At 35.3% G+C, this 24,046-nt stretch carries 27 protein-coding genes; 11 read left to right on the top strand and 16 right to left on the bottom strand.

What is annotated here, in order from left to right; translation table 11 throughout:
- Positions 1-18: 18 nt before the first annotated feature.
- Genes fliI through fliF form a run of 4 tightly spaced genes read right to left on the bottom strand, consistent with a single transcriptional unit; the run spans position 19 to position 4,847 of the window.
- The gene (fliI, locus tag J3U13_RS10660; protein ID WP_267342002.1) at positions 19-1,383 is read right to left on the bottom strand and encodes a flagellar protein export ATPase FliI; all 1,365 of its coding nucleotides are present in this window, start codon (positions 1,381-1,383) and stop codon (positions 19-21) included.
- An 8-nt stretch (positions 1,384-1,391) separates the two neighbouring features.
- Complete coding sequence (locus J3U13_RS10655) at positions 1,392-2,144, bottom strand: flagellar assembly protein FliH (protein ID WP_267342001.1); 753 nt, start codon at positions 2,142-2,144, stop codon at positions 1,392-1,394.
- Entirely contained in the window at positions 2,137-3,135 is a 999-nt protein-coding gene (gene fliG / locus J3U13_RS10650; protein WP_267342000.1) for a flagellar motor switch protein FliG, read from the bottom strand. Before fliG ends, J3U13_RS10655 begins: the two co-directional genes overlap by 8 nt.
- Complete coding sequence (fliF, locus tag J3U13_RS10645; protein ID WP_267341999.1) at positions 3,135-4,847, bottom strand: flagellar basal-body MS-ring/collar protein FliF; 1,713 nt, start codon at positions 4,845-4,847, stop codon at positions 3,135-3,137. The genes fliG and fliF overlap by 1 nt, the downstream gene beginning before the upstream one ends.
- 175 nt (positions 4,848-5,022) lie before the next feature.
- On the opposite strand from fliF, the gene fliE reads away from it, so the two are divergent.
- Complete coding sequence (fliE, locus tag J3U13_RS10640; RefSeq protein ID WP_267341998.1) at positions 5,023-5,328, top strand: flagellar hook-basal body complex protein FliE; 306 nt, start codon at positions 5,023-5,025, stop codon at positions 5,326-5,328.
- 240 nt (positions 5,329-5,568) lie between these two features.
- Here fliE and fliT read toward each other — a convergent pair whose 3' ends face one another.
- Genes fliT through fliD form a run of 3 tightly spaced genes read right to left on the bottom strand, consistent with a single transcriptional unit; the run spans position 5,569 to position 7,749 of the window.
- Entirely contained in the window at positions 5,569-5,916 is a 348-nt protein-coding gene (gene fliT / locus J3U13_RS10635) for a flagellar protein FliT (RefSeq protein WP_267341997.1), read from the bottom strand.
- 12 nt (positions 5,917-5,928) lie between these two features.
- Positions 5,929-6,306: a flagellar export chaperone FliS gene (fliS, locus tag J3U13_RS10630; RefSeq protein ID WP_267341996.1), complete on the bottom strand. Its 378-nt coding sequence runs from the start codon at positions 6,304-6,306 to the stop codon at positions 5,929-5,931.
- Between the two features lie 9 nt (positions 6,307-6,315).
- Entirely contained in the window at positions 6,316-7,749 is a 1,434-nt protein-coding gene (fliD, locus tag J3U13_RS10625; protein ID WP_267341995.1) for a flagellar filament capping protein FliD, read from the bottom strand.
- 333 nt (positions 7,750-8,082) lie between these two features.
- Between fliD and J3U13_RS10620 the strand changes: the two genes are divergently transcribed.
- The 8 genes from J3U13_RS10620 (at position 8,083) to flgL (ending at position 15,503) form a co-directional block, all read left to right on the top strand.
- Complete coding sequence (locus J3U13_RS10620) at positions 8,083-8,895, top strand: flagellin (RefSeq protein WP_267341994.1); 813 nt, start codon at positions 8,083-8,085, stop codon at positions 8,893-8,895.
- A 175-nt stretch (positions 8,896-9,070) separates the two neighbouring features.
- Entirely contained in the window at positions 9,071-9,787 is a 717-nt protein-coding gene (locus J3U13_RS10615; protein WP_267341993.1) for an RNA polymerase sigma factor FliA, read from the top strand.
- 190 nt (positions 9,788-9,977) lie between these two features.
- Positions 9,978-10,298, top strand: coding sequence for a flagellar transcriptional regulator FlhD (gene flhD / locus J3U13_RS10610; RefSeq protein ID WP_086271528.1), 321 nt, complete (start codon positions 9,978-9,980; stop codon positions 10,296-10,298).
- 15 nt (positions 10,299-10,313) lie between these two features.
- Complete coding sequence (gene flhC / locus J3U13_RS10605; protein WP_267341990.1) at positions 10,314-10,919, top strand: flagellar transcriptional regulator FlhC; 606 nt, start codon at positions 10,314-10,316, stop codon at positions 10,917-10,919.
- A 43-nt stretch (positions 10,920-10,962) separates the two neighbouring features.
- On the top strand, positions 10,963-11,850 hold the full coding sequence (motA, locus tag J3U13_RS10600; RefSeq protein WP_267341989.1) for a flagellar motor stator protein MotA: 888 nt from the start codon (positions 10,963-10,965) through the stop codon (positions 11,848-11,850).
- Positions 11,850-12,743 (top strand): flagellar motor protein MotB, encoded by an 894-nt coding sequence (motB, locus tag J3U13_RS10595; RefSeq protein ID WP_267341988.1) that lies wholly within the window; start codon positions 11,850-11,852, stop codon positions 12,741-12,743. The genes motA and motB overlap by 1 nt, the downstream gene beginning before the upstream one ends.
- A 162-nt stretch (positions 12,744-12,905) precedes the next feature.
- Positions 12,906-14,549, top strand: coding sequence for a flagellar hook-associated protein FlgK (gene flgK, locus J3U13_RS10590; RefSeq protein ID WP_267341987.1), 1,644 nt, complete (start codon positions 12,906-12,908; stop codon positions 14,547-14,549).
- Positions 14,550-14,564: 15 nt separating this feature from the next.
- Complete coding sequence (flgL, locus tag J3U13_RS10585) at positions 14,565-15,503, top strand: flagellar hook-associated protein FlgL (RefSeq protein WP_267341986.1); 939 nt, start codon at positions 14,565-14,567, stop codon at positions 15,501-15,503.
- Positions 15,504-15,631: 128 nt separating this feature from the next.
- Here flgL and flgJ read toward each other — a convergent pair whose 3' ends face one another.
- The 9 genes from flgJ to flgB are packed head-to-tail and all read right to left on the bottom strand — an operon-like array spanning position 15,632 to position 22,833.
- The gene (gene flgJ / locus J3U13_RS10580) at positions 15,632-16,657 is read right to left on the bottom strand and encodes a flagellar assembly peptidoglycan hydrolase FlgJ (protein ID WP_267341985.1); all 1,026 of its coding nucleotides are present in this window, start codon (positions 16,655-16,657) and stop codon (positions 15,632-15,634) included.
- Positions 16,658-16,672: 15 nt separating this feature from the next.
- Positions 16,673-17,782, bottom strand: a complete 1,110-nt coding sequence (locus J3U13_RS10575) for a flagellar basal body P-ring protein FlgI (RefSeq protein ID WP_267341983.1) — start codon at positions 17,780-17,782, stop codon at positions 16,673-16,675.
- Positions 17,783-17,793: 11 nt separating this feature from the next.
- Complete coding sequence (locus tag J3U13_RS10570; RefSeq protein ID WP_267341981.1) at positions 17,794-18,471, bottom strand: flagellar basal body L-ring protein FlgH; 678 nt, start codon at positions 18,469-18,471, stop codon at positions 17,794-17,796.
- A gap of 22 nt (positions 18,472-18,493) precedes the next feature.
- Positions 18,494-19,276, bottom strand: a complete 783-nt coding sequence (flgG, locus tag J3U13_RS10565; RefSeq protein WP_039126475.1) for a flagellar basal-body rod protein FlgG — start codon at positions 19,274-19,276, stop codon at positions 18,494-18,496.
- Positions 19,277-19,287: 11 nt separating this feature from the next.
- Complete coding sequence (locus J3U13_RS10560; RefSeq protein WP_267341977.1) at positions 19,288-20,043, bottom strand: flagellar basal body rod protein FlgF; 756 nt, start codon at positions 20,041-20,043, stop codon at positions 19,288-19,290.
- Positions 20,044-20,057: 14 nt separating this feature from the next.
- Positions 20,058-21,269: a flagellar hook protein FlgE gene (gene flgE / locus J3U13_RS10555; protein WP_267341976.1), complete on the bottom strand. Its 1,212-nt coding sequence runs from the start codon at positions 21,267-21,269 to the stop codon at positions 20,058-20,060.
- 16 nt (positions 21,270-21,285) lie between these two features.
- Complete coding sequence (gene flgD, locus J3U13_RS10550) at positions 21,286-21,999, bottom strand: flagellar hook assembly protein FlgD (protein WP_267341975.1); 714 nt, start codon at positions 21,997-21,999, stop codon at positions 21,286-21,288.
- Positions 22,000-22,012: 13 nt separating this feature from the next.
- The gene (gene flgC, locus J3U13_RS10545) at positions 22,013-22,417 is read right to left on the bottom strand and encodes a flagellar basal body rod protein FlgC (protein ID WP_267341974.1); all 405 of its coding nucleotides are present in this window, start codon (positions 22,415-22,417) and stop codon (positions 22,013-22,015) included.
- Between the two features lie 5 nt (positions 22,418-22,422).
- Positions 22,423-22,833, bottom strand: a complete 411-nt coding sequence (gene flgB, locus J3U13_RS10540) for a flagellar basal body rod protein FlgB (protein WP_267341973.1) — start codon at positions 22,831-22,833, stop codon at positions 22,423-22,425.
- A 166-nt stretch (positions 22,834-22,999) separates the two neighbouring features.
- Here flgB and flgA point away from each other — a divergent pair, with 166 nt between their 5' ends.
- Both flgA and flgM read left to right on the top strand, forming a co-directional pair.
- Complete coding sequence (gene flgA / locus J3U13_RS10535) at positions 23,000-23,647, top strand: flagellar basal body P-ring formation chaperone FlgA (RefSeq protein WP_267341972.1); 648 nt, start codon at positions 23,000-23,002, stop codon at positions 23,645-23,647.
- A gap of 78 nt (positions 23,648-23,725) precedes the next feature.
- A complete protein-coding gene (gene flgM, locus J3U13_RS10530; protein ID WP_267341971.1) occupies positions 23,726-24,025 on the top strand; it encodes a flagellar biosynthesis anti-sigma factor FlgM in 300 nt (99 codons plus the stop codon).
- The last annotated feature ends 21 nt before the right edge of the window (positions 24,026-24,046 follow it).

Raw genomic sequence — 24,046 nt, 5'->3', positions numbered from 1 at the left:
TAGTACTTTCCTAACCGTTTAATGTTGGCTCACAATCGCAGCCAATTGTTGACACGCCTCTTGATATCCACAGTGTTCGTAAATACCTTGTTGCAAAAATTTCTGCATAGCTGGATATAAAGTTATTGCCTTATCTAACAAAGGATCGGTACCTGACACATAGGCGCCAACATTAATTAAATCGCGATTACGTTGAAAACTGGAAAATAGCTGTTTAAATAAACGTGATTTCTTTTCATCTTCCGGTGCGGTAAGATCGGTCATTACTCGACTAATGGATGCTTCAATATCAATAGCAGGATAATGACCTGACTCAGCAAGTGCACGTGACAAAACAATGTGCCCATCTAAAATTGCTCTGGCCGAATCAGCTATCGGATCTTGTTGATCATCACCTTCGGTTAAAACCGTATAAAAAGCAGTAATAGATCCTTTACCATGTTCATCATTGCCCGCCCTTTCTACAAGTGCTGGTAATTTTGCAAATACCGAAGGAGGATAACCTTTAGTTGCTGGAGGTTCTCCAATTGCTAAGGCAATTTCTCGTTGTGCCATAGCATAGCGAGTTAAAGAGTCCATGATTAATAACACATTAAAACCTTGATCGCGAAAACTTTCAGCAATTCTTGTTGCATAGGCAGCACCTTGCAAACGTAATAATGGTGATACATCAGCGGGGGCAGCGACCACAACAGCACGTGCTAAACCGTCTTCGCCTAAAATATTTTCGATAAAATCTTTAACTTCTCGACCTCGTTCACCAATCAAGCCTACCACAATAATATCTGCTTGTGTATAACGAGCCATCATACCGAGTAAAACACTTTTACCAACGCCCGAACCAGCAAATAACCCCATTCGTTGTCCTTGTCCGACCGTTAATAACGCATTGATGGCTCTTACACCAACATCAAGAACCTGATGAATGGGAGTGCGATTGAGTGGGTTGAGTGTTTTATTAATTAAACCAGCATTTTCAATATTTTCTGGTAATGGCTTACCATCTAAAGGTTTACCCATGGCATCAACCACTCGACCTAATAACGCCATACCTACCGGTAATAATTTATGGCTAAAATGAGCTAAATCATACTGTGAGGTATAAACACGAGCGCCTAATAAAATGCCATCGGTTGCCTCAAATGGCATCAAAAACAACGTCTGACCATTGAATCCAACCACTTCACACTCAACTGCATCAAGTTGACCATGAGATTGTCGTTCAACAAAACAGTTTGAACCCAATGGTAATTTCAATCCCACAGCTTCAAGTACTAATCCCGATGCCTTAACTAACCGTCCATATTGGCGTATTAAGGACAAGGATTGAAGTTGCTGTGTAGCTTGGCTAATTTTATTGATCCATTGGGATGAGTATGTCATGTTAATGCTCACCTATCATGTAAAAAATCAGACATAATTTGCCACTGGTCCGTAACATTAGTATCAATTTCATTGGTTTCTGTAAAAATTTTACAGCCACCACTTTCAATATTGGGATCCGCAATAAGCTGCCAATGATATTGCTTAATCTCTTCATTGATTATTGGCTCTAACCACAGCAAATCATCAGGGTTAAAATGCACAGAAATCGGTTCTGATAACATTGAACATTGCTCAATAAGCCTCTGCACAGTAAAAACCAACTGCTTTTGTTTGACCTTAGAAAGTGTGCCAACGGTTTTTTGTGCAGCTAGCAATGCTAAATCAACTAATTTAGGTACTATCAATTCATCTATTTCACTAATTGACTGCTGAAAATTTTGGATTAGATCAGCTATGCTCTCAACAGCTTTTAACTTCTCATCACTCAGTTGCTGCTCTATCTTTTGACGTCCTTCTTGCTGTCCTAAAGCAAATCCCTGCTCATAGCCCGACTGTTTACCGACATCAAAACCTTCAGTTTGACCTATAGAAAACCCTTCTTGATAAGCTTGTGCTTTAACCTCTTGCTTTAACTGATCAAGTATTTCTTGATCAATATCCGGTTCTTCATTTGATTCAATTAACTCTACCTCTTGTTCAGGCTGGCAAATATCACTTTCTTGTGTACTGCTGTTGGTACTTAATTGTGGTAATCTTGCCGAAGTTAAATCCTGAAAACTAAGTGGTTTCCAGTTTAATCTACTGAGTTGATTATACATACTCATCATCACCACTACTTAAGATCACCTCACCACTTTCGGCTAAGCGACGCGCAATAACCAAAATTTTCTTCTGTTCAGTTTCAACTTGTGATAAGCGCACTGGCGGTCTATTTTCCAGATCTTCACGTAAAATAGAGGCGGCACGTTGTGACATATTACTTAACAACTTATCACGTAATGTGCTTGAGGCACCTTTCAAGGCGATAATTAATGTTTCATTATCAACATCTTTAAGTAGACGTTGGATACTTCTGTCATCGACTTCAACCAGATTTTCAAATAAGAACATTTCATCAATAATTTTTTGAGCAAGTTCGTTGTCATAATCACGCAACGCACTAATAACAAGCTCTTCTTGCTGAGATTTCATTAAGTTAATGATTTCAGCAGCAGTACGAATGCCACCCATATTATTAAGTTTAAGATTTTGTCCATGTAATAATGTTGATAATGATGTCGATAAAACTTGTAATGCTGATGGTTCAACGCCTCCAAATGTTGCAATACGTAACATAACATCATTACGTAATTCATCATCAAAAAGATTTAAAATGTCAGCAGCCAAATCCCGATTCAAATGAATTAAAATAGTAGCAATAATTTGTGGGTGTTCTTTTTTAACCAGATCAACCGCCCTTGCAGCATCAACAAAGTTAAGCATTTCAAGACCATCGGTGGCTTCTTCGCGATCCGTTTCTAATAACTCATCAAGTAAACGTTCAGTTTTTTCGCTACCAATAGATTTTTCGAGAACTGAACGTAAATAACTATCTGTATCGGAAGTTAAAACAGCACAATTTTCAAGTGTAAATTGACATTCATTAAGGACATTTTTTAATTGCTCTTGCGAAAGCTGTGGTAATGACATCATCGCACTACTGATGTGCTGCACCTCTTTAGAACTAAGATATTGCATCACCTTTGCAGCAAGATTTTCACCCAATATCATCAATACTGTGGCGGCTTTTTGAGATTCACTTAAATTCATTATTCTGTGTCCTCCTTATTAATCCAACCACGAATAATTAAGGCCATTACCCGAGGGTCTTTCTCGACAATTTTGCGAATATATTGTTGTTGCTGCATATTATCTTCAAATATTTTCTGCTGCTGCTTACTGTGTGCTTTATAATCTAATTTCTCATCCAGCGTGATTTGAGAATCAGCCGTTTTATTATTAACACTCAAGTACTGTCGTTGTAGTTTTAGCCATACTGAACGCAATGCTTTTCGCCAAATAATCCAAATGATGAAAATATAGATTAAATATTTACCGCCTGTTTTAATAGAATCGTAAAATTCAGGCGTTTTCCAAAACGCGATACCACTATTGTCATCAAATTCTTGATCGGTAAATTTCAAATTGGCAACAGTCAAACTGTCGCCGCGTAATTGAGAAAACCCCATAGCTTGACGAGCTAATAATTCGATATTAGTTAATTCATTACTATCCAGTTTTACCCATTGTTCCGTTGGAAGTAACGACTTATTTTCACCATCACTTTCATCTGCTTCATTATTTTCTAATGCATTGGTCACAAACTTATAGTTAACTAGCACCGCGACAGATAAGCGTTTAATACGCCCCTCCGGTATCTTGCTGTGTACAACTTGCCGATTAACTTCATAATTTAAAGTATTATTAGATTGCCAGTTGCTCGGCTGCTGTTTATCAGCAATGTTTGTGTCTTCATTCTTTTCATCAATAGGTGCACTCGATGTAGGTACAGGTTGATTGGATAAAGCTCCTGGCACACCACCTATTCCATAACTTTTAATCAATTGCCGATTTTCCGTTAACTGCTTACTGCGAATAGTTTGTTTAGCAATATCACTATTAGGATCATAAATTTCTGAAGTTGATTCTTGTCGACTAAAATCAACCTCAGCATTAACTTGTACCCGAACATTATGTTTACCCAAAATAGGAATAATAATTTTTTCAACTCGTTCACGAACGCTGTTTTCGATGCGCTCACTAAATTCTAATTGCGCCACATTGGCGTTTCGGTCACGATAATTTTCACCCGTTAATAGGTGACCGTGTTGATCAATAATCGTTACTTTATCCGACTGTAATTCTGGTACGCTACTCGAAATTAAATGGATAATGGCATCAATTTGACCTTGTGACAAACTGCGGCCAGGTAATAACGTTAATGCCACCGATGCGGAAGGAAATTTTCTTTCTCTGACAAATAAGGATGGTTTAGGCATCGCCAGATGCACTCTAGCATCATCAATACTACTGATAATCGAGATTGTTCTGGATAGTTCGCCCTCCAAAGCACGTTGGTAATTGATTTGCTCGTTGAATTGACTCATACCAAAACTTTCTTTATCAAGCAATTCAAAACCTACAGCGCCACCTTTAGGCAGTCCTTGTTGTGCAATACGCAAACGCGTATCATAAACTTTATCTTCAGGAATTAAGATAGTAGAGCCGGACGATGAAAATTTATAAGGGATATTCATCTTATCGAGTTGGCTGATAATCTCGCCACCATCTTTATCATTTAAATTACTAAATAAAACACTATAAGAGTCATCTTTAGCCCATAAATAGATAATACTGATAATAGCAATAGCAATAACAGCTGCAATTGACCATGCCATTTTGGCATTTTGTTTTATTTGATTTATAAAAGGTAACTTATTTAATATTGATTCGCCTTTACCATCGACTGTTTGGCTAGCCATAAATATCCTAATGCTAAACTGATTAGATAAATTCTATGGTCTATTATCTTTGTATTAATAAAAATCAATAGCTAAAAAAACACAGCATTTGTCCCTTACTTACGCCATTTAGTTTTTACTTTGTATGATAAATTGCACCTTAAAGTAATAAAATAAAACCAATAACCAAACCTTTATGACAACCATCAATACATTAAATACAAACGAACTTATGCATTTAAATGCATCATATGCAACAAAGCCTCAATTAACAACTGAGAATAATTTTATTGATGAGCTCAAAACCGCATTAGATAATATTAGCCAATTGCAAATAAAAGCCAGTAATTCTGCAAAAGCTTTTGAAATGGGAGAACCGAATGTTTCTCTAAATGAAGTAATGGTTAATATGCAAAAATCGACGGTTTCATTGCAATTTGGCATTCAAGTTCGGAATAAATTCGTTTCAGCATATCAAGAAATCATGAATATGAATGTTTAACTAATTGATAATGATGTAATTCTAAATTTGTCCTCAATGACAGTCTATCCTTTATAATAAATTGTTAGACTAAGGTAACTATGCCCAGTTTCCCAGCAACTTTTTCTAATAAAAAAGTGAATAAACAATTTATTAGCTTGTTAAAACAGTTAAATAACCTGTTTCAACACTCGTTATTTAACTGATTGTGTTATAACTTGCTTATCAGCAAATCTAATTTAAAAGCATTAAATTACCAACTTATACCAAATTAGCAACGTTTTGATAGCTGTTTATCTTTGTTTGATAATCAACTTGTTTACCAATAAGCTGGCTTAGCTCACTCCGCCGTGCTTGAATTAATTGGGTTAATTGCTGATGATAGCTAATTATATTGTTGAAATACATTTTAATAATATCTTGATATTGTAAAGGCATTTTTTTAATAACAGTAAACCCCTCAGAGAGTTTAAGTTCCTGCGTTAATTGGTGATATTTTGGTTGCCAACGAATTAAAGATTCCCAATCTTCTTTTTGAGTATCAATTAGCATTTGTTCAACAACATAATTAAGTTGTTCATATTGTTCTAATAAAAAATCAGTATTCACAGCATTCGTCCTCTAAGCTATCTCTCGCCAAGCTTGTGCAATATTATCAAGCAAATCAAAACAGGTTTGCAGTTTTTCCTTATCATTATGTAAGTTAGCTAAAACCAATTGCTGGCTAATGTAGTGATACAGCTGGTCTAAGTTTTCTGCAATTTCACCACCTTGCTCTAAATCAAGGCAACTTTTCAGTCCATTATCAATGATATTAATCGCTTTTGAGATTGCTTTTCCTTTACCGGCAATATCACCTTTTTGTATGTATAAATCAGCGAGTCGAATGGCATTAAGAGCTCCATCAAATAACAAAACAATAAGCTGATGTGGTGATGCCTGACTGACACTGGTTTCTAAATTAACTTGCCTATACGCTTGAGATCCCATTTTATACATTGTTATCCCTTATTTTTTTAAATTAGCCATCATTTCAAATTGGGTGGTTAAATAGTTGCTCATACCATTTAATTCATTGATCAAGATATCCAATTTGGTAAATTGCGTTCGATATCGCTCAATGGTTTGGTCAATGGAATTACTGACTTGGTCATAGCGTTTATCTAATGATTTTAACGTTGAATTTAAACCGTTAGTTGCAGTATCAATCATGCCATCACTATCAATAAAGCTATTGACTTTGGTAAACACTTCGTTAGCAATGCCTGTCGTTTCACCATCACCAGTAAATAGCATGGCGACTGCTTCACTGTTTTCTTTGAGGGCTTTTTCTAATTCATTTTCTTTAATTACCAGTTTGCCATTGCTGTCCATATTGATACCAATTTGTGACAATACCGATAATTCGCCTTCTTGACCTTTCGAAAAGATAGAGCGAATGCTCTGATCAATATTACGCAGTGTTGAATCTCCAATCAGTGGTCCATTATTACTATTTAATTCATCTGAGTTGGCATCACTAGCGGTGAATTGAGTTAAAGTTGATATCATTGATTGCAATTGATTAAATGCGTCCACCCACTCTTTAAGTGCTTCTTGACTTTTTTCATTATCGGCACCGATAGTTAAATTTTGTGATGTGGTTGTTACAGCTTTTAAAGTAATATCAACACCAGGAATAACATCTTTAACCGTGTTTGATTCACTATTGATTGTAATACCATTGAAACTAAATTTAGCATCTTGCGCTTTAGCCACTTCACTCATTGCCGATGATTCTGCTTGATGAATATCAAAACCAATAAATGAATTAAGCTTTTCATCATCAGATGAAATTGAAGTAATGGTTTGTTGCTCACCGGTTTCTTTTGATGTAATAACCAGCTGATAATTATCGGTTCCTGAACGCACAATTGTTGCATTGACGGTTGACTCACTGGTTGAACCATCTTCATTAACCACCTTCGCTTGATTAATCGCATTGGCAATCGACTCTAAAGACGTCTCATCTTTGGATAAAGTAACATTTAACTTTTGCCCATTGGCTTGTTCAATAGTGACGGTTCGAGTTTCATTATCGTTGCCTAACACTGCTTTTTTATCGTTTACAGCGTTGGTTGCAAGGCTGTGTGCATTAGCAAGCTGTTCCACACTAACGGCATAATTACCCAGTTGAGCATTACTTCTTACATTAGTCGTAAAATAATTATCATGACTTAATACTGTACGAGCATGAAAGAGTTCTTTTTTTTGCAGTTTTGCTGTCGCACTATTAAATGTGGATAAGGCACTTTTTAACTTACCAAAACCACTTATTTTATTATTTATTGCTTTTTGCTGAGCTTTTATTGGGGTAAGACGATTTTTTTCAACGGCTTCTAATTGATCTAATACTTCATTTAAATCAATACCAGAACCAATACCTAAAATACTCATTGCCATGATTGATTATCCTAATATAAATTCTTTCATATCTTGTTTTATCGGCCGATGTAACAAAAAGTTTAGTATTGATAATCAATTCATAGATTAAAAGTGAAAATCTGAGGTTATTTAATACAGTAGGATATATTTTGTGGAAATAATATTGATATAACCAATTGAAATATAAACATAATGTTGTATATTTTTTAAATAATTTTTTTTAAAACCAATATTCGTGGAAAAAATACTAAAGTTTCTTTTTTTAAAACCGATAACTAAATCATCAGCAAACGTTTTGAATTATTTTTCAATTTCGTGTTGATGAAACTTATCATATTAAAGGAGATAAAAATGGCACAAGTAATTAATACTAATACTATGTCTTTAATGGCAAGAAACAATCTTAATCATTCTCAAAGCGTTCTTGGAACAGCAATTGAACGTTTATCATCAGGTATGCGTATCAACAGTGCTAAAGATGATGCAGCAGGTCAAGCAATTGCCAATCGTTTTTCTTCAAGTATTCGAGGTTTAACTCAAGCAGCACGTAATGCAAATGATGGTATTTCAATTGCACAAACTACTGAAGGTGCATTGAACGAAATCAACAATAACGTACAACGTATTCGTGAGTTAACTGTTCAAGCGGCTAACGGCACTAACTCTGAAAGCGATCTTGTATCAATTCAAAACGAAATCGATCAACGTTTACAAGAGATCGACCGTGTATCAGCACAAACTGATTTTAATGGAACAAAAGTATTATCAGAAGATAAAGTTCTTAACATTCAAGTAGGTGCAAATGATGGTGAAGTCATTACTATCAACTTAAAACAAATTGATAGCAAAAAATTAGGTTTAGATGCTTTCAATGTATCAGATACTCCAACAGCAACTCCATTAAAAACCATTGATGCGGCATTATCAAAAATTGATGAATTACGTGGTGAGCTTGGTGCGGTACAAAATCGTTTTGAGTCAACGGTAACTAATATCAACAATACTGTAAATAATCTAAGTTCAGCGCGTAGCCGTATTGAAGATGCAGATTATGCAGAAGAAGTATCTAATATGACTCGTGGTCAAATCTTACAACAAGCAGGTACTTCAGTTTTAGCACAAGCAAATCAAGTACCTCAATCAGTACTTTCTTTATTACAATAAGGTATACAATTAGAATTCATGGTCACTCTAATTTGTACTATAGCAATAATGGTATTTTTTAATACCATTATTGCTAATAAGGTTAATTACCAATTTTTTTTATCTTATTCTAGCCATTAACTTAATCAATTATCGTCATAATACTTATTAGCATTTTTTTACATTGGTTCAAAAAATGAGTGATAGCCTGTATAACTCTCAAGGTATAGTGAATCAAATTGATTGGCAACAATATATCTATTTAGTTCGTAATGAAGCACTTAAATTAGCGGTTCGTTTGCCAACAACTATCGAACTTGATGACTTATTACAAGTCGGTTATATCGGTTTGTTAGAAACCATAAAACGGTATGATGCTTCCCAAGGTTATTCTTTTACCACATTTGCTGTTCCTCGAATAAAAGGTGCTATGCTAGATGAACTGCGTAGTCGAGATTGGTTGCCGAGACAAACGCGGAAAAAAATTAAAGAAGTGACAAATGCAATAAATGAGTTAGAAAAAAAACTAGGCGTCACTCCCAATGATCACCAAATAGCGGCATATTTGCAATTATCCCTGACTGAATATCGCAAAGTATTATTAGATACAAATTACAGTCAGATATTGTCCTATGATGAAATACAAAAAAAATCAGGCGATAATTTTGATGCATTAATTGAATCAGGTACGGACAATAATCCCTTTTCATCAATTATTAGTGATGAAATTCGCCATATTATTATTCAACAAATTGATAAATTACCAGAAAAAGAAAAAATGGTTTTAGCACTTTATTACCAAGAAGAATTGAATTTAAAAGAGATTGGTAACGTGATGAATATTAGCGAATCTCGAGTTAGCCAGTTACATAGTCAAGCAATTAAACGAATACAAAGTAAAATTACCTTATAACAAAACAGAATTAAAACAGTAAAACACAAAAAAATAAATTGAAAATAAATTGAAATGATTTTTTTATTGACCTTTTCCATTTAAAAATGTAATTTTAAGTACAAAAAAATTATTTTTGTTTTATTTTATTAATTATTCGTTTTTTTATACGAACATAAATGGATATGAATGGGTGATTAAATTGGGAAATATACTCGATGACGATATTTTGAAATGTATACATCATTTGAATCTTTCAACACTCTTGTTAAGTCAAAAGATGCTTGAAAAAGATAAAGTGATGGCAATGTATCGACTAGGCATTGATGAAGAAACAGCCGACATACTTAGCAGTTTAAATACTTCACAAATGTTGGTTTTATCAGAAACGAATCAATTAACATTTCAATTGCGATTTGAAAACGCAGAAATGATGAAAAAACTCACAGAAGATTCCCGCATAAGTGATATAAAACAAATGCATACGGGTATACTTTTATCAAGTTTACTTTTGGATTCATTAAATAAGTAGCGAAAAGGAATCAGGATGAAGTGTTCAAGTATCATTCAAAAATATAAGGAAGTTCAATTAGCTACCCGATTAATTTCACTTGGCGCAAGAATTCAAATGCTAGAAAGTGAAACGAATTTAAGTCGAGGTAAACTAATAAAACTGTATAAAGAGATTCAAGGTTGCCCTCCACCCAAAGGCTTATTACCATTCTCCACCACGTGGTTTATGACGTGGGAACCCAATATTCATTCTAGTATATTTTACAATGCTTACCATTTTTTGGTGAAACATGGCACAAAGCCTGGTATACAAACGATTTTAAAAGCCTATCAACTTTATTTAGAGCAATGTTCATTCTCACATGAACACGAGCCCATTTTAGGAATAACCCGTGCTTGGATCTTAGTAAAATTTGTTGAAAGTAATATCATGCAACAATCATGTTGTAAAGAATGTCATGGACGATTTATTACGCATGCTTATCAGCCATACAACAGTTTTATTTGCAGTTTATGTCAGCCACCATCAAGGGCAGAAAAAAATAATAAAACACCGAAAGAAAACCATGCAAAGTGTTTACAGGTACTATCAGTACCAAACAATTTTCATTCAGCAATTGCTAAAAAAATGACAGTTTAAAATCAGTATTAGAAACATTAATTATGGAGAAAAAGGAAAACCAATGTTAATAATTATAGGATATATTGTTGTTATCGCTTCTGCTTTAGTTGGTTATGTGCTAAGTGGAGGGTATTTAGCAGTACTTTTTCAACCATTAGAATTTCTGATTATTGGTGGAACAGCAATAGGGGCTTTTATTGTCAGTAATGAAAAGAAAGTAATAAAAGCGACACTTAAAGCATTAGGCCAATTATTTAAATCATCCAAATATAATAAAACACTTTATCTAACACTGATTAATTTAATGTACACCATTCTTACTAAAATTCGACAAAATGGTACATTATCCATTGAATCTGATATTGATAATCCAAAAGAGAGCGAGTTATTCAAAAAGTATCCAATTATTTTAGCCAATCCTCAAATCTGTGATTTTATCACTGATTATTTGCGATTAATGATCAGTGGCAATATGGATGCATTTGAAATTGAAGCGCTGATGAATGAAGAGATCGAGACTTATACTCACGAATTAGAAAAACCGGCTGATGCAATTTCCAGTGTTGGGGATGGATTACCAGCTTTTGGTATTGTGGCAGCCGTTATGGGTGTCATTAATACTTTAGCACAAGCGGACAGACCAGCGAGTGAGTTGGGTGAACTTATTGCGCATGCCATGGTAGGAACTTTTTTAGGTATTTTATTGGCTTACGGATTTGTTTCCCCATTAGCCGCATTATTAAAGCAAAGAAACACCGGTGTGATCAAAACACTAGAGTGTACCAAAGTAATACTCATTGCTAGTATGCACGATTATGCCCCACAAATTTGTATTGAATTTGGGAGAAAAACGTTATTTTCTCATGAAAGACCATCCTTTTTTGAATTAGAAAAATACATACAAGATGTAAAAGATAAAAATGCCAACTCAAATGAAAATAACGAATAATGAAAGACAAATCTGTAAGAATAATCACTAAAAAAAAATCAGGGCATGGTGGCAGTCACCATGGTGGTTCGTGGAAAATCGCTTATGCTGACTTCATGACAGCGATGATGGCACTTTTTTTGGTTATGTGGTTAATTTCCAAATCGAGTCCACAAGAATTACAAGGTATCGCAGAATACTTTAGAACACCGATTATTTTGGGGCAAAATGGCGGTAAAAACCTAAGTGACAGTGAAAGCCCCATTCCAGGTGGTGGTGATGATGTTAGTAAAAAATTAGGCGAAGAAAAAAATACATTTTTAAGCCAAAACCTGACAGAATCAGAATCCAAACAAGTTGAAAAATTACAGCTGATAAAAGTAGCTCAAAAAATCTATGAAGTCTTCCAAATTGATCCTAGATTAAAAAAATTAGCCGCCAATTTGATCATTGAATTGACCGAAATGGGATTACGGATACAAATTCTGGCAACGGATGATAATCCCATGTTTGAAGTAGGAAGCGCCGTAATTCGTTCTGATATGCAAGATATTTTGCATGCGCTTGCGCCAATTTTAAATTCTTTGCCAAACAAAATGACTTTATCAGGTCACACTGATGAGCGTCAGTATATAACCGGTGATCGAGGGTACAGTAACTGGGAGTTATCTGCTGATAGAGCAAATTCATCAAGAAGAGAACTTATTGCTGGCGGATTAGATTCTGGCAAGATTATTCGCATTATTGCTCTTGCTGATACGGTAAGTCTCAATAATCAAAATTACAGCAAAGATGCCAATCGTCGAATTAGTATTTTGATTTTGAATAAGTCGGCACAACAATATATTGAAGATGAAAATACGATGACGGGAATCGATTTTTTAAAACAAGCACAACCAATTAAATCAGAGTAATGCCAATAAAAATAATTTGATTGAGTACGCTAAAAAATGAAAATTAGAAAAAATCCAATTTTATCTAAAAAAAACTAAAGTTTTACGATTTTAGTCCGATATAAAAGATAACCCTAGGGGTGGTAGTTTGGTTATTAACGGAAATTATATTTAGGAGCTATTATGTCAAATTCATTGATGAACACAGGTATTAGTGGATTAAATGCAGCACAAAATATGCTTAATGTGATAAGTAATAACATTAGTAATGCACATACCGTTGGTTATAATCGCCAACAGCAAATTTTGCGTCAGGCAAATGGTACTAAATATAATTATGGATTTGTTGGTAATGGCGTATCGGTTTCATCCGTTAATCGAGCATACAATAGTTTTGTAGTAGGACAGTTACGTCAAGCGCAATCACAAAATGGTTCGATAAAAGCTTACTACAATGAATTATCAAAAATCGATAATTTATTGGCTGAGAACGAAAACAGTATTTCTTCACAATTAAATAATTTATTTACTAGTTTAAATAAGCTCTCCTCTGATGCGGGCAATGCTGCATCCAAACAGACAGTCATTAATGATCTTAGCTCGTTAGTTAGTCAATTCAATAAAACAGAATTAAATTTAAAAAATCAGATTGCCAATATCAATACTGAAATCGTTAATAATGTTGATACGATTAACTCATACACTAAACAAATTGCCGATCTTAATCAAAAAATCGCAAGATTACAGGCAGTGAGCGGTGGTCATGAACCCAATGCACTACTCGATGAGCGAGATCAATTGGTGAATGAGTTAAGTGAAATGATCGGAATAACGGTTACAGAACAAAATGGAGAATATAATATTTCGCTCCCTAATGGGCTAAGTTTAGTGCAAGGGTCATCGGCAACGCAATTATCTGTGCAACCATCTAAGGATGATCCTGCATTAAATACCATTATCTACACACATAATTCTGGTGCAACTCAAGAACTGACAGGCCAAAATATTGCATCAGGTCGATTAAATGGATTATTAGCTTTTCGTGATGGACAACTCGTTGAAGCACGTAATCAGCTAGGTTTAATTGCATTAAACCTAGCTGAGCGCTTTAATGAAGTGCATATGTCGGGTGTAGATATTAATGGCGATGCTGGTGAAAAATTGTTTGACTATCAGTCTCCTAGTAGTATTGCTAGCACCAAAAATCAAGGCAATGCTACGGCTAAAATTAATTACAACTCAGTGACAGATATAAAAGCGTCTGATTATAAAATTGAGTTCAATGGTCGTGATTGGGTAGTAACCAGATTATCTGATAATAAGCAAATTACCCCACAATTTGAAGATGGTAAATTATTGTTTGATGGATTATCTATTGAAATAAATGGCAATCCAGTAGCAGGTGATAGCTTTTTACTCAAACCTGTTGCAGATGTTGCATCATCATTACAATTATTAGTGAAAGATGTGAATAAATTCGCAACAGGTATAAACGATGATGAAAATGGTAATGGTGACAACCGTAATGTTGCTAAAATGCTTGAGATTCAAAATGAAAAATTAATTAATGGTACAAAAACTTTAAAAAGTGCTTATAACGCGTTGATAAGTTATGTGGGAAGTGAAACACAAACTGCTAAAATTTCAGCACAATCCAGTAAGAATATTACCCAAGAAATTTATGAGCAAAATCAATCAATCTCGGGCGTGAATATTGAAGAAGAATACATTTCTATGCAAGTTTATATGCAGTATTATCAAGCTAATGCAAAGATTATTGATGCGGCAACTACAATATTTGATACCATTTTAGGTTTGGCTAAATGATAAAAGGATTAAAATATGCGTGTTAGTACGAATGCAATGTATCAAAAAAATTTAAATAGTATTTTAAATACCAATAATAAATGGCAAAAATCAGGATTACATTTAGCAACCGGTAAAAAAATCTTATCGCCGTCGGATGATCCAATGGGCTCATCACAAGCGTTAATATTAAAACAGGCCCAATCGAGAAATAACCAGTTTCAAGCTGCGCGTGAAAGTGCTAATAACTCGTTAAGTCGCCAAGATACCGTACTAAAAGAAGCCAATACCGTTATCCAATCAATTCAAGAAACTTTAGTTTATGCAGGTAATGAAACGCTAAATGACGAAAACAGACTTGATTTAGCCAACAAACTACAGGGATTAAAAGATCAACTCATTTCGTTAGCCAATGCCAAAGATACAAATGGAAACTATCTCTTTGCGGGTAATAAAAATGACACACCTCCTTTTATTGTCGATAAAAATGGAATTGTTAATTATGTTGGTGGCTCAACAACCATCAATATATTTATTGATGAAACGCGTGAAGTATCATTGAGTTTTACGGGCGAACAAATTTTTATGACCGGTGCCAATAGCGCTGCTGAAAGTGATGTGTTTGCCAGTCTTGATTATGCAATTGATGCATTACAAATTGGTTTAGACGACAATGATCCTGATTCGATTGCGCAATTTAGAAAAGGGTTATCCAAAGCCAGCCAAGGGGTTGATAACTCGTTTGAAAACATATCCACAGTGAGATCATCGGGCGGTAATGTACTCGCAGAAGTCGAAAGATTAACTGCTCTTGGTAAGACATTGGACATCGATTTTGAAACGCAAATTAGTCAAATTGAAGACGTTGATTGGTATGAGGCAATTTCAGATTATGTGATGTTACAAGCAAATTTACAAGCAGCACAATATACATTTATGAATATGCAAAGCATGTCGTTATTTCAAATGAAATAACTGATCACCACTAAACTTTACTTATACAAAACCTTCATACCTTATATTTTAAATATACATCCTAAAAAATAGGAGGCAAAAGCCTCCTAATCATCACTTTTTTTAAACTTAAAACAGTTTATTAAATACTATTTAAAGGCAATTTGACTGAAACCAGACATGGATTTTTGTGATGTATTTTTAGCTATTGTCTCAATACGATTGATAATTTGAATCAATTTTTCACTATAATTAGGATCGGTTGCATAATTAGCATCTTGTAATGCTTTGGCCGCTGTTCTTGCATCGGGTGCATTGACTACAGCACGATAACGTGGATTTTTAGTGAGTAAATTAAGGTAATCGGTGATCGCATGTTGTTTACTGTTATACACTCTAAAATCATCTTGAATTTTAACTTTATTATTATTGAGAAATTCTTGCGTCGTTAACCGAGTAGAATTGTCTCTCCATGATGAAGATGCTTTTATACCAAAATAGTTATAACTTGGCTGATTATCAGTTGTTTTTATCTGTTTTTTACCCCAACCTGTTTCTAATGCGGCTTGAGCAATAATAACCTCATAAGGAATACCTGAAACTTTGGCAGCCTGTTTAGCGGGTTCAAACCATTCAACCACAAATTGTGTAATAGGATCTTCATCAAGACGATTAAGTGATGTTGATAGTGACAATTTATTAACATTTTTTTGGGTTATTTCATGAGTTTTATGTTGCTGGTAGAGCATTTGACCTAATGCGGCTGGAGATAAATTAGAAGAATTATTACTGAATAAAGATTGTGCCAATTGCATATTAGCTTGTTGATGATTAGCTTGAGATTGTGCATTAATGCTAACCGTAGAACGAGACTGATTAATTAATTGTTTAGCAATAATATCGGCAAGTCCAAGCCCTTTTCCTGCTGTTTGTTGTGCAATTTGCTGATCAAACATTGAGGTAAATAACTGCATGGCAGATTGATTAAATAACCCACCATTAGGAACGGCTTTTCGCATTGATTGCATCATCATATTCACAAACAATGTTTCAAACTGATCGGCAACTTGTTTGATGCTTTCCCTTGATCCACTAACGGCATTGCGTCTTAATTGGCTAATGTTTGAAAAATCATAAGCAAAACGGTTAATAGACTGATTAATTTGATTCTTCATATTAATAATTCTGCTTTAAATCGTTTCCAATGAGGCATGTAAACAACCTGCGGTTTTTAATGCTTCAAGTATCGACATTAACTCTGTGGGATTTGCCCCTAATAAATTAAGTGAATGAATAACTCGGTTTAAGTCAGTTCCTGAAGTCAAATTATGTAATGCGCCACCATCTTGCTCGATGCTAACATCATTATCAGGAACAACTACGGTGTTGCCTCCCGCTAATGGTGTATTAGGTTGATTAACTTTTAATTTGTTATTGACTACAACCGACAAGTTACCATGAGCAACGGCACAATTGTCTAATTTAACTTTTTGATTCATCACCACAACACCAGTACGTGTATTTATTACCACTTTAGCTGAAATAGGTGTATGACCAATTTCAAGATTTTGTATGCGTGACAATAACTTTACTCGCGCCTGATTATCCTTAGGCATTGTTACAGTAATGGTTGTACCATCCATCGCAACAGCTATATTTTTTTGTAACTTATTAATTGCCTCAGATATTTTTAAGGCACGGGTAAAATCAAATTGGTTAAGATGTAGATGAATCGTATCTTCTTCATCTAAACGAGTAGCAAGCTCTCGTTCGATTGTTGCACCATTAGGAATGGTCGCTCCAGCAGTTTGATTAACACTGACACTTGAACCCTTGCTGCTTGCCCCCATTCCACCAACAAACAAATTACCTTGTGCAATAGCATATACTTGATTATCCGTGCCTTTTAGTGGAGTCATAATTAATGTTCCGCCACGCAAACTTTTCGCATTCCCAAGAGAGGAAACCACCACATCAATTTGTTGTCCAACTCGTGCATAAGAAGGTAATTTGGCGGTTACCATTACGGCTGCTACATTTTTCAATTGCATGTTACTGCCTGATGGCACCGTTATCCCTAATTGCGATAACATATTTGTGATACTTTGGATAGTAAAAGGTGTTTGTGAAGTTTGATCGCCTGTGCCATCAAGTCCAACCACAATACCATAACCCACTAAAGCATTTTCTCTTACCCCTTGAATGGTAACAAGATCACGAATGGGTTTTGCATAACAAACAGGAACAACCAACAATGTCATAACAAGTAAATTGATAAAAATGCGTAAATTATTTAGCATAATGATACTCATTAAAATGGTGAAAAATTTAAAAATAGGCGCTGTAACCAGCCCATAGTTTGTGCTTCATCAATGTAGCCGTTACCGACATACTCAATACGGGCATCAGCAACTTGCGTTGAAATAACAGTATTATTACCACTAATGGTTCTTGGATTTACTACACCCGAAAATCTTATAAATTCTGTACCTTGATTAATGGCAATCTGTTTTTCACCAATGACTTTCAAATTGCCATTAATCATGACATTTTGCACAGTGACGGTGATGGTGCCACTAAAGGTATTTTTTGCATTCGCACCACCTGATCCCTTAAAATCATTACTACCTGAGATATCCGTATCGGCTTTACCTCGGCCAACCAGTCCATCTAAAAAGTGAGGAACGGTTTTTACCCCTACATTTAAAGCCCCATTACGACCGGCATTAATTGATGAGCTTTTGCTTGCACTAACGTTTTCTTGTAAGACAATTGTTAAAACATCACCAATGTTGCGCGGCCTACGATCTTCAAACATGGGTTGATAGCCAAAACTGCTCGGTTGGGCTGCCTGATAGATTGAACCACTGGTATTGACAATATCAGGCATTCTCGGCACGATACTTGTTTGCCCTTCAACCAAGGCTTTTTTAGGCAACTGAGCACAACTAAAAAGAAAAAGTGCTATGAGAATATAAAGATATTTCACTATATTTATCATGCTATTAGATTTATAATTGGTTTAAACGTTGTAGCATTTGATCCGATGCAGAAATGGCTTTACTGTTAATTTCGTAAGCACGTTGTACTTGAATCATATTAACCAACTCTTCGGCAACATTAACGTTAGACGTTTCAGTATAACCTTGATAGAGCAATCCTGCTCCATTTAGTCCAGGAGTATTTTCAGTTGGTGCACCTGAGCTTTCGGTTTCTAAATACAAGTTTTCACCCATACTTTCTAGTCCTGTATCGTTAATAAACGTATGTAAGGTTAATTGCCCAACTTGGACTTGTGTTGATTGATTGGCTAAGGTCACATTGACCACACCATCACGTGCAACGGTCATTTTAATGGCATTAGATGGAATATTAATGGTTGGCTGAATTTCATAACCAGCAGCTGTAACCAATTGTCCATTTTGATTGACTTGAAACGCACCATTACGCGTATACGCTTGTGTACCATCGGGTAATAAAACTTGGAAAAAACCTTGTCCATTAATTGCCACATCACTGCTATTATCCGTTGCTTCCAAATTTCCCTGGCTATGAATACGTTCGGTCGCAACTGGACGAACACCTGTACCAATTTGCAACCCGGATGGTAATGTTGTTTGCTCAGATGATTGTGCCCCTGGTTGGCGAACCGTTTGATAAAGTAGATCTTCAAATACCGCTCTCTGTCTTTTAAAACCACTGGTACTAACATTGGCTAAATTATTAGAGATAATATCCATATTCATTTGTTGAGCAGTTAATCCTGTCTTAGCAATCCATAATGATTTAATCATGCTATTCCCTCCTAAGTAAGTGATAAAATTTGATTCGCTTTTTGAGCATTTTCATCAGCAGTAGTGATTTCTTTCATTTGTATTTCAAATTGACGAGCATGAGAGATTAAATCCACCATAGCGGTAACAGGATTCACATTACTGCCTTCTAATACCCCTGACATTAACTGAGCTTTTGGATTATCAGGCATTACCGCACCACGTTCATTTAATGTTGCCTGTGTTAAATGAAAAAAACCATCATCGCCACGTACCATTTCTTGTGGCAAAAGATGGACTTTTTTTATTTTACCGACTTGGGCTATAGTGGTCGGTTTATCTCCTGCGCCTAAAGCAGAAAGGGTACCATCACGACTAATACTTACTTGAGATTGTTGTGGTACAGTTAAAACACCATTATCCCCCATTAATGGATGGCCTTGGATATAAAGTCCACCGTTTTCATCAATCTCAATTGCACCATTACGGGTATAAGCCTCACTTCCATCTGCTAACTGTACTGCAAGCCAATCGTCTTGAGATAGTGCGACATCTAAATTTCGACCAGTATAATTAAATGCTCCCATTGTTGAATCGTAAGTAGGTGTTGTTGCAACAACCATCGTTCGTGTTGGCATATCATTGCCTACTATTGGCACAGCTTTCATTGCTGTTAATTGAGCTCGAAATCCCACCGTTGATACATTTGCCAGATTATGTGAAGTAACCGCCTGCTGATTAAGCGTTTGGCTTGCGCCCGACATTGCAGTATAAATAACCCGATCCATAAATAATCCTTAAACTAACGCAAATTAACCAATGTATTGAGTATTTGGTCTTGAGTTTTAATGGTTTGTGAATTCGATTGATAATTACGCTGAGCGACAATCATATTGACCAACTCTTGACTCATATCAACATTAGAAGCCTCTACCGCACCACTGGCTAGTGAACCAAACGTCCCACTGTTGGCGGTACCCAACACTTCTGATCCAGAATTAAGCGTTGATCGCCAATTATTATTGCCCGCTGATTCTAATCCATTAACATTGGCAAAATCTGCCATGGCAATTTGACCTAATAACATGGTTTGTTGATTAGAATAAACACCGAAAATTGTACCGTCATCATTAATACTATAGCCAACTAGATCACCAGCGGCATAACCATCAATAATAGGGGTTTTAATGCTACCGACTTCTTTACCCATATTTTGTTGGGTACTGCTTGCAAGTGATAATGTAAAGCTGTTATCTGCCGAACCATTTAGACCATTAATATTGATCGTCATTTCTGGATCACTAATTAATTTACCGGATGAATCAAATTCCATTTTCCCTAAGGTCTGAAGCGTTGCGTTAGGATCGCTGCTATCAAGATAATGAACATCCCATTGGTTATCTGCTGTTTTAACATAAAAAAGCTGAACATTACGTTGATTACCTAAGGAATCATAAGTGGTGATGGTGGTTGAATAATTAAATGTGTCAGCATCTGTTGCACTGATCGGTTGTTTTTCAGGAACTTTACTGTTTGAATTTAAATTTGTTTGCAAAGAGGCCTTACTGGTTGCTGAAGCATTTAACATCTCTTGCGAAATTTTTAATGGACCAGGCGCAGATCCCTGTTGGATTTGTGGTGGCGTACCTGTCGCTAAATAGCCCGTTAATTGTAATCCATCGGCAGAGATAATATTACGCTCAGCATCTAATTGGAACTGACCATTACGGGTATAATAGATTTGCCCACTGCTATCCACTAACCGAAAAAATCCATTACCAGAAATAGCAACATCCAAACTATTATTGGTAGAGGTTGTCGTGCCATCATTAAAATTTTGCATAACAGATGCAACTTTAACCCCCATTCCAACTTTTGAACCGGCATAGATATCAGCAAATGAGATACTAGCACTTTTGAAGCCAACTGTTGCAGAATTGGCAATATTATTACCAATAACATCTAATTGTTTTGAAGCGGCATTCATACCACTAATTGCTTGAGAAAACCCCATATGAACTTATTCCCCTTTAAAGAATTTGACGCACTTCGTCAATACTAATTGAACCCAGTATCCCTAAATCTAGTAATACTTTATTGTTAACTTTGCTATTAATTACTCCGTACACCACGGAATAAGATAATGGTGTTGAAGATACTTTTTGTCCATCGTAGCTGGCATTAACTGAAAACGTATAGCTACCATCAGGCGCAAGTGTTCCATCATTAAGTTCACCATCCCAAGTAAAAGAACTGACCCCAGCAGGAATCGAACCGAGATCAACCTCACGCACAACATTGCCGTTTTCATCTTTTATGGTAACAACCACTGAATCAGCATCACGCATAAGTTCAAAGCCAAATGGTGTGGTAATGGTCTCTTTTTCTGTTTCTGAGCCTTCGACTTCCGATGTGGCAACCAAAATTTTATTACCTGGAACCATGACACCTTTACCAATCATATTACTTGCATTCACTGACATACTGTCGTCAATCTGACCAGAAACCATACCTAATGTCGTATTAAGTCGTTCAATACCTGCTAACGTATTAATCTGAGCAAGTTGTGAAGTCAACTGACTGTTGTCCATGGGATTGGTGGGATCTTGATTCTTCATTTGGGCGATAAGTAATGTTAAAAAATTATCTTGTAATTCCTGACTAGAATTACCATCAGATGTCCCTTTTCTGACTGGACTCGTCATATTTGATGTTTCTGACACTGCTACATTCGAAATACCCATGAATTACATCCTTCTATTGCCCTAAGGTAAGGGTTTTAAGCATTAAACTTTTTGCTGTATTGATGACTTCTACATTTGCTTGATAACTACGAGATGCTGATATGGTATTGACCATCTCTGCCACTACATCAACATTTGGTTTTTGAATGTAACCTTTTTCGTCTGCTAAAGGATGATTCGGGTCATAGATTAAATTCATTGGCGCTGGATCTTCAATCACTTGTGACACCTTTACGCCTGCTACGCTATTTTGGTAACCATTATCATCAACTTGGAAAATAACTTGTTTAGCTCGATAAGCTTGACCTGTTGTGCTGGTAATACTTTCAGCATTGGCTAAATTACTGGCACTGATATTCATACGTTGGGTCTGTGCCATCAGTGCTGAACCGGAAATGGCAAAAATAGAAAAACTCATGACAATTATCCTTGCTGTAATACTGACATCACATTTTTAAATTGTTCACCTAAAAAAGTAAGATTACTTTGATAGTGAATAGTGTTATCCATAAACGCTGTACGCTCTTGATCCATCTCTACAGTGTTACCATCTGCTGAAGCTTGATAAGGTATTCGATACAATAGATTTTGATTTGTCATCATTGGCATTGACATTGGAATATGACCATTAGAAGTAATATGAAGTGCAATATTATTTGCATTACCTTCATTTTTTATGGCTTTAGTTAACTCTGCTTTAAAATCAATATCTCGAGCTTGATAATTAGGTGTATCACTATTAGCAATATTGGCGGCTAGAATATTTTGCCGCATTTCACGCACATTGAGTGCCTGACTGTGAAAATTAACCCAGTTATCCAATTTATCAAACATAAAATCACCCTAATTTTTTTTGATAGAAAGGATTTTAAGTGAAGCTAAAAAAAATCATCGTACAAATAACGGTTAAAATTGTCCTTATTTCAACATTCAGACTTTCTGAGCATAAAGTAAAATTTACATCATAAATAATATAGAAAAAATAAGCATGATTAGAATAGTGAAATTAATAATTGGTATGTTTATCTTATTTAGCTGCCATATCGTCTTAGCTAACTCGCTTAGCAAACAGATTAACGATCTCATTACTCAGCAATTTAGCCATAATCCTGAAGCTGTAACGATTAGTTATACCAATGATATGCCTAAATTGAATTGCGACAACCCCACCTTATCTTTACTTAATACCAAAAAACCGTGGGGCAATATGACCATCAGTGTACAGTGTGATAATAAAAAAAGGTTTATGCACATTTATGTTGCAGTTAGCGGACATTACCTTATCGCCAAACAACCAATCATGGCTGGCTCAGTTATCACAGAAGATTTGATAGATTTAAAATTTGGATGGTTAGATAAGCTCCCCTCCTCAGTTATTTTAAATAAATCCGATGCCCTTAATCATATTGCTACACGTAATATCAATCAGAGTGAAACCATAAAAAAAGCAATGCTACAAAAAAATTGGCAGGTTAAAGCTGGTCAAATCGTTAAAGTCATTATTGATGGCGAAAGTTATCAAATAACCACAAATGGTAAATCACTCAATAATGCCACATTAGATGAGAAAATTAGTGTTAAACTTAATTCAGGTAATGTTATTGATGGAGTATTAACAAATCAAGGTGTAATCATTTTCAACAAATAAAATTAATGATTTTTCTATTTTTGCCGATAATGGAACTAAACAAATTATACAAATCGTAAATATGATCAAAGGTACCTTATGAGTATTGATGCAACAAAATCTATTACCGCCATTTCAGGACTTATGAGTCGTGATGTAATTTCTGAGCAACAGAAAAATCAGACAGCGGTAATACCAGCCCAAAATGATACCAAGGTAAGTGCTAATGTAAACCTATCACAAAATTCAGTAACACTATTACGCACAATCGACAATGATATTAACGTAAAAAAAGTTGATAAAATAAAACAAGCCATTGCCGATGGTTCATTAGTGATTGATTCACGAAAAATTGCTAAAGAACTGATTCAGCAAATGTTACAAAACATTGAAAGCTAATGAACATTTAAGGAATGTAAA

This window comes from Gilliamella sp. B2887, assembly GCF_026537015.1.
In the GTDB taxonomy this organism is placed as follows: domain Bacteria; phylum Pseudomonadota; class Gammaproteobacteria; order Enterobacterales; family Orbaceae; genus Gilliamella.
This window is presented reverse-complemented; position numbering and strand designations above follow the sequence as displayed.

Coding starts and splice junctions, on each gene's coding strand:
- fliI (WP_267342002.1), bottom strand. CDS start 1,383: ATGACATACTCATCCCAATGGATCAATAAAATTAGCCAAGCTACACAG.
- J3U13_RS10655 (WP_267342001.1), bottom strand. CDS start 2,144: ATGTATAATCAACTCAGTAGATTAAACTGGAAACCACTTAGTTTTCAG.
- fliG (WP_267342000.1), bottom strand. CDS start 3,135: ATGAATTTAAGTGAATCTCAAAAAGCCGCCACAGTATTGATGATATTG.
- fliF (WP_267341999.1), bottom strand. CDS start 4,847: ATGGCTAGCCAAACAGTCGATGGTAAAGGCGAATCAATATTAAATAAG.
- fliE (WP_267341998.1), top strand. CDS start 5,023: ATGACAACCATCAATACATTAAATACAAACGAACTTATGCATTTAAAT.
- fliS (WP_267341996.1), bottom strand. CDS start 6,306: ATGTATAAAATGGGATCTCAAGCGTATAGGCAAGTTAATTTAGAAACC.
- fliD (WP_267341995.1), bottom strand. CDS start 7,749: ATGGCAATGAGTATTTTAGGTATTGGTTCTGGTATTGATTTAAATGAA.
- J3U13_RS10620 (WP_267341994.1), top strand. CDS start 8,083: ATGGCACAAGTAATTAATACTAATACTATGTCTTTAATGGCAAGAAAC.
- J3U13_RS10615 (WP_267341993.1), top strand. CDS start 9,071: ATGAGTGATAGCCTGTATAACTCTCAAGGTATAGTGAATCAAATTGAT.
- flhC (WP_267341990.1), top strand. CDS start 10,314: ATGAAGTGTTCAAGTATCATTCAAAAATATAAGGAAGTTCAATTAGCT.
- motA (WP_267341989.1), top strand. CDS start 10,963: ATGTTAATAATTATAGGATATATTGTTGTTATCGCTTCTGCTTTAGTT.
- motB (WP_267341988.1), top strand. CDS start 11,850: ATGAAAGACAAATCTGTAAGAATAATCACTAAAAAAAAATCAGGGCAT.
- flgK (WP_267341987.1), top strand. CDS start 12,906: ATGTCAAATTCATTGATGAACACAGGTATTAGTGGATTAAATGCAGCA.
- flgL (WP_267341986.1), top strand. CDS start 14,565: ATGCGTGTTAGTACGAATGCAATGTATCAAAAAAATTTAAATAGTATT.
- flgJ (WP_267341985.1), bottom strand. CDS start 16,657: ATGAAGAATCAAATTAATCAGTCTATTAACCGTTTTGCTTATGATTTT.
- J3U13_RS10575 (WP_267341983.1), bottom strand. CDS start 17,782: ATGCTAAATAATTTACGCATTTTTATCAATTTACTTGTTATGACATTG.
- flgG (WP_039126475.1), bottom strand. CDS start 19,276: ATGATTAAATCATTATGGATTGCTAAGACAGGATTAACTGCTCAACAA.
- J3U13_RS10560 (WP_267341977.1), bottom strand. CDS start 20,043: ATGGATCGGGTTATTTATACTGCAATGTCGGGCGCAAGCCAAACGCTT.
- flgE (WP_267341976.1), bottom strand. CDS start 21,269: ATGGGGTTTTCTCAAGCAATTAGTGGTATGAATGCCGCTTCAAAACAA.
- flgD (WP_267341975.1), bottom strand. CDS start 21,999: ATGGGTATTTCGAATGTAGCAGTGTCAGAAACATCAAATATGACGAGT.
- flgC (WP_267341974.1), bottom strand. CDS start 22,417: ATGAGTTTTTCTATTTTTGCCATTTCCGGTTCAGCACTGATGGCACAG.
- flgB (WP_267341973.1), bottom strand. CDS start 22,833: ATGTTTGATAAATTGGATAACTGGGTTAATTTTCACAGTCAGGCACTC.
- flgM (WP_267341971.1), top strand. CDS start 23,726: ATGAGTATTGATGCAACAAAATCTATTACCGCCATTTCAGGACTTATG.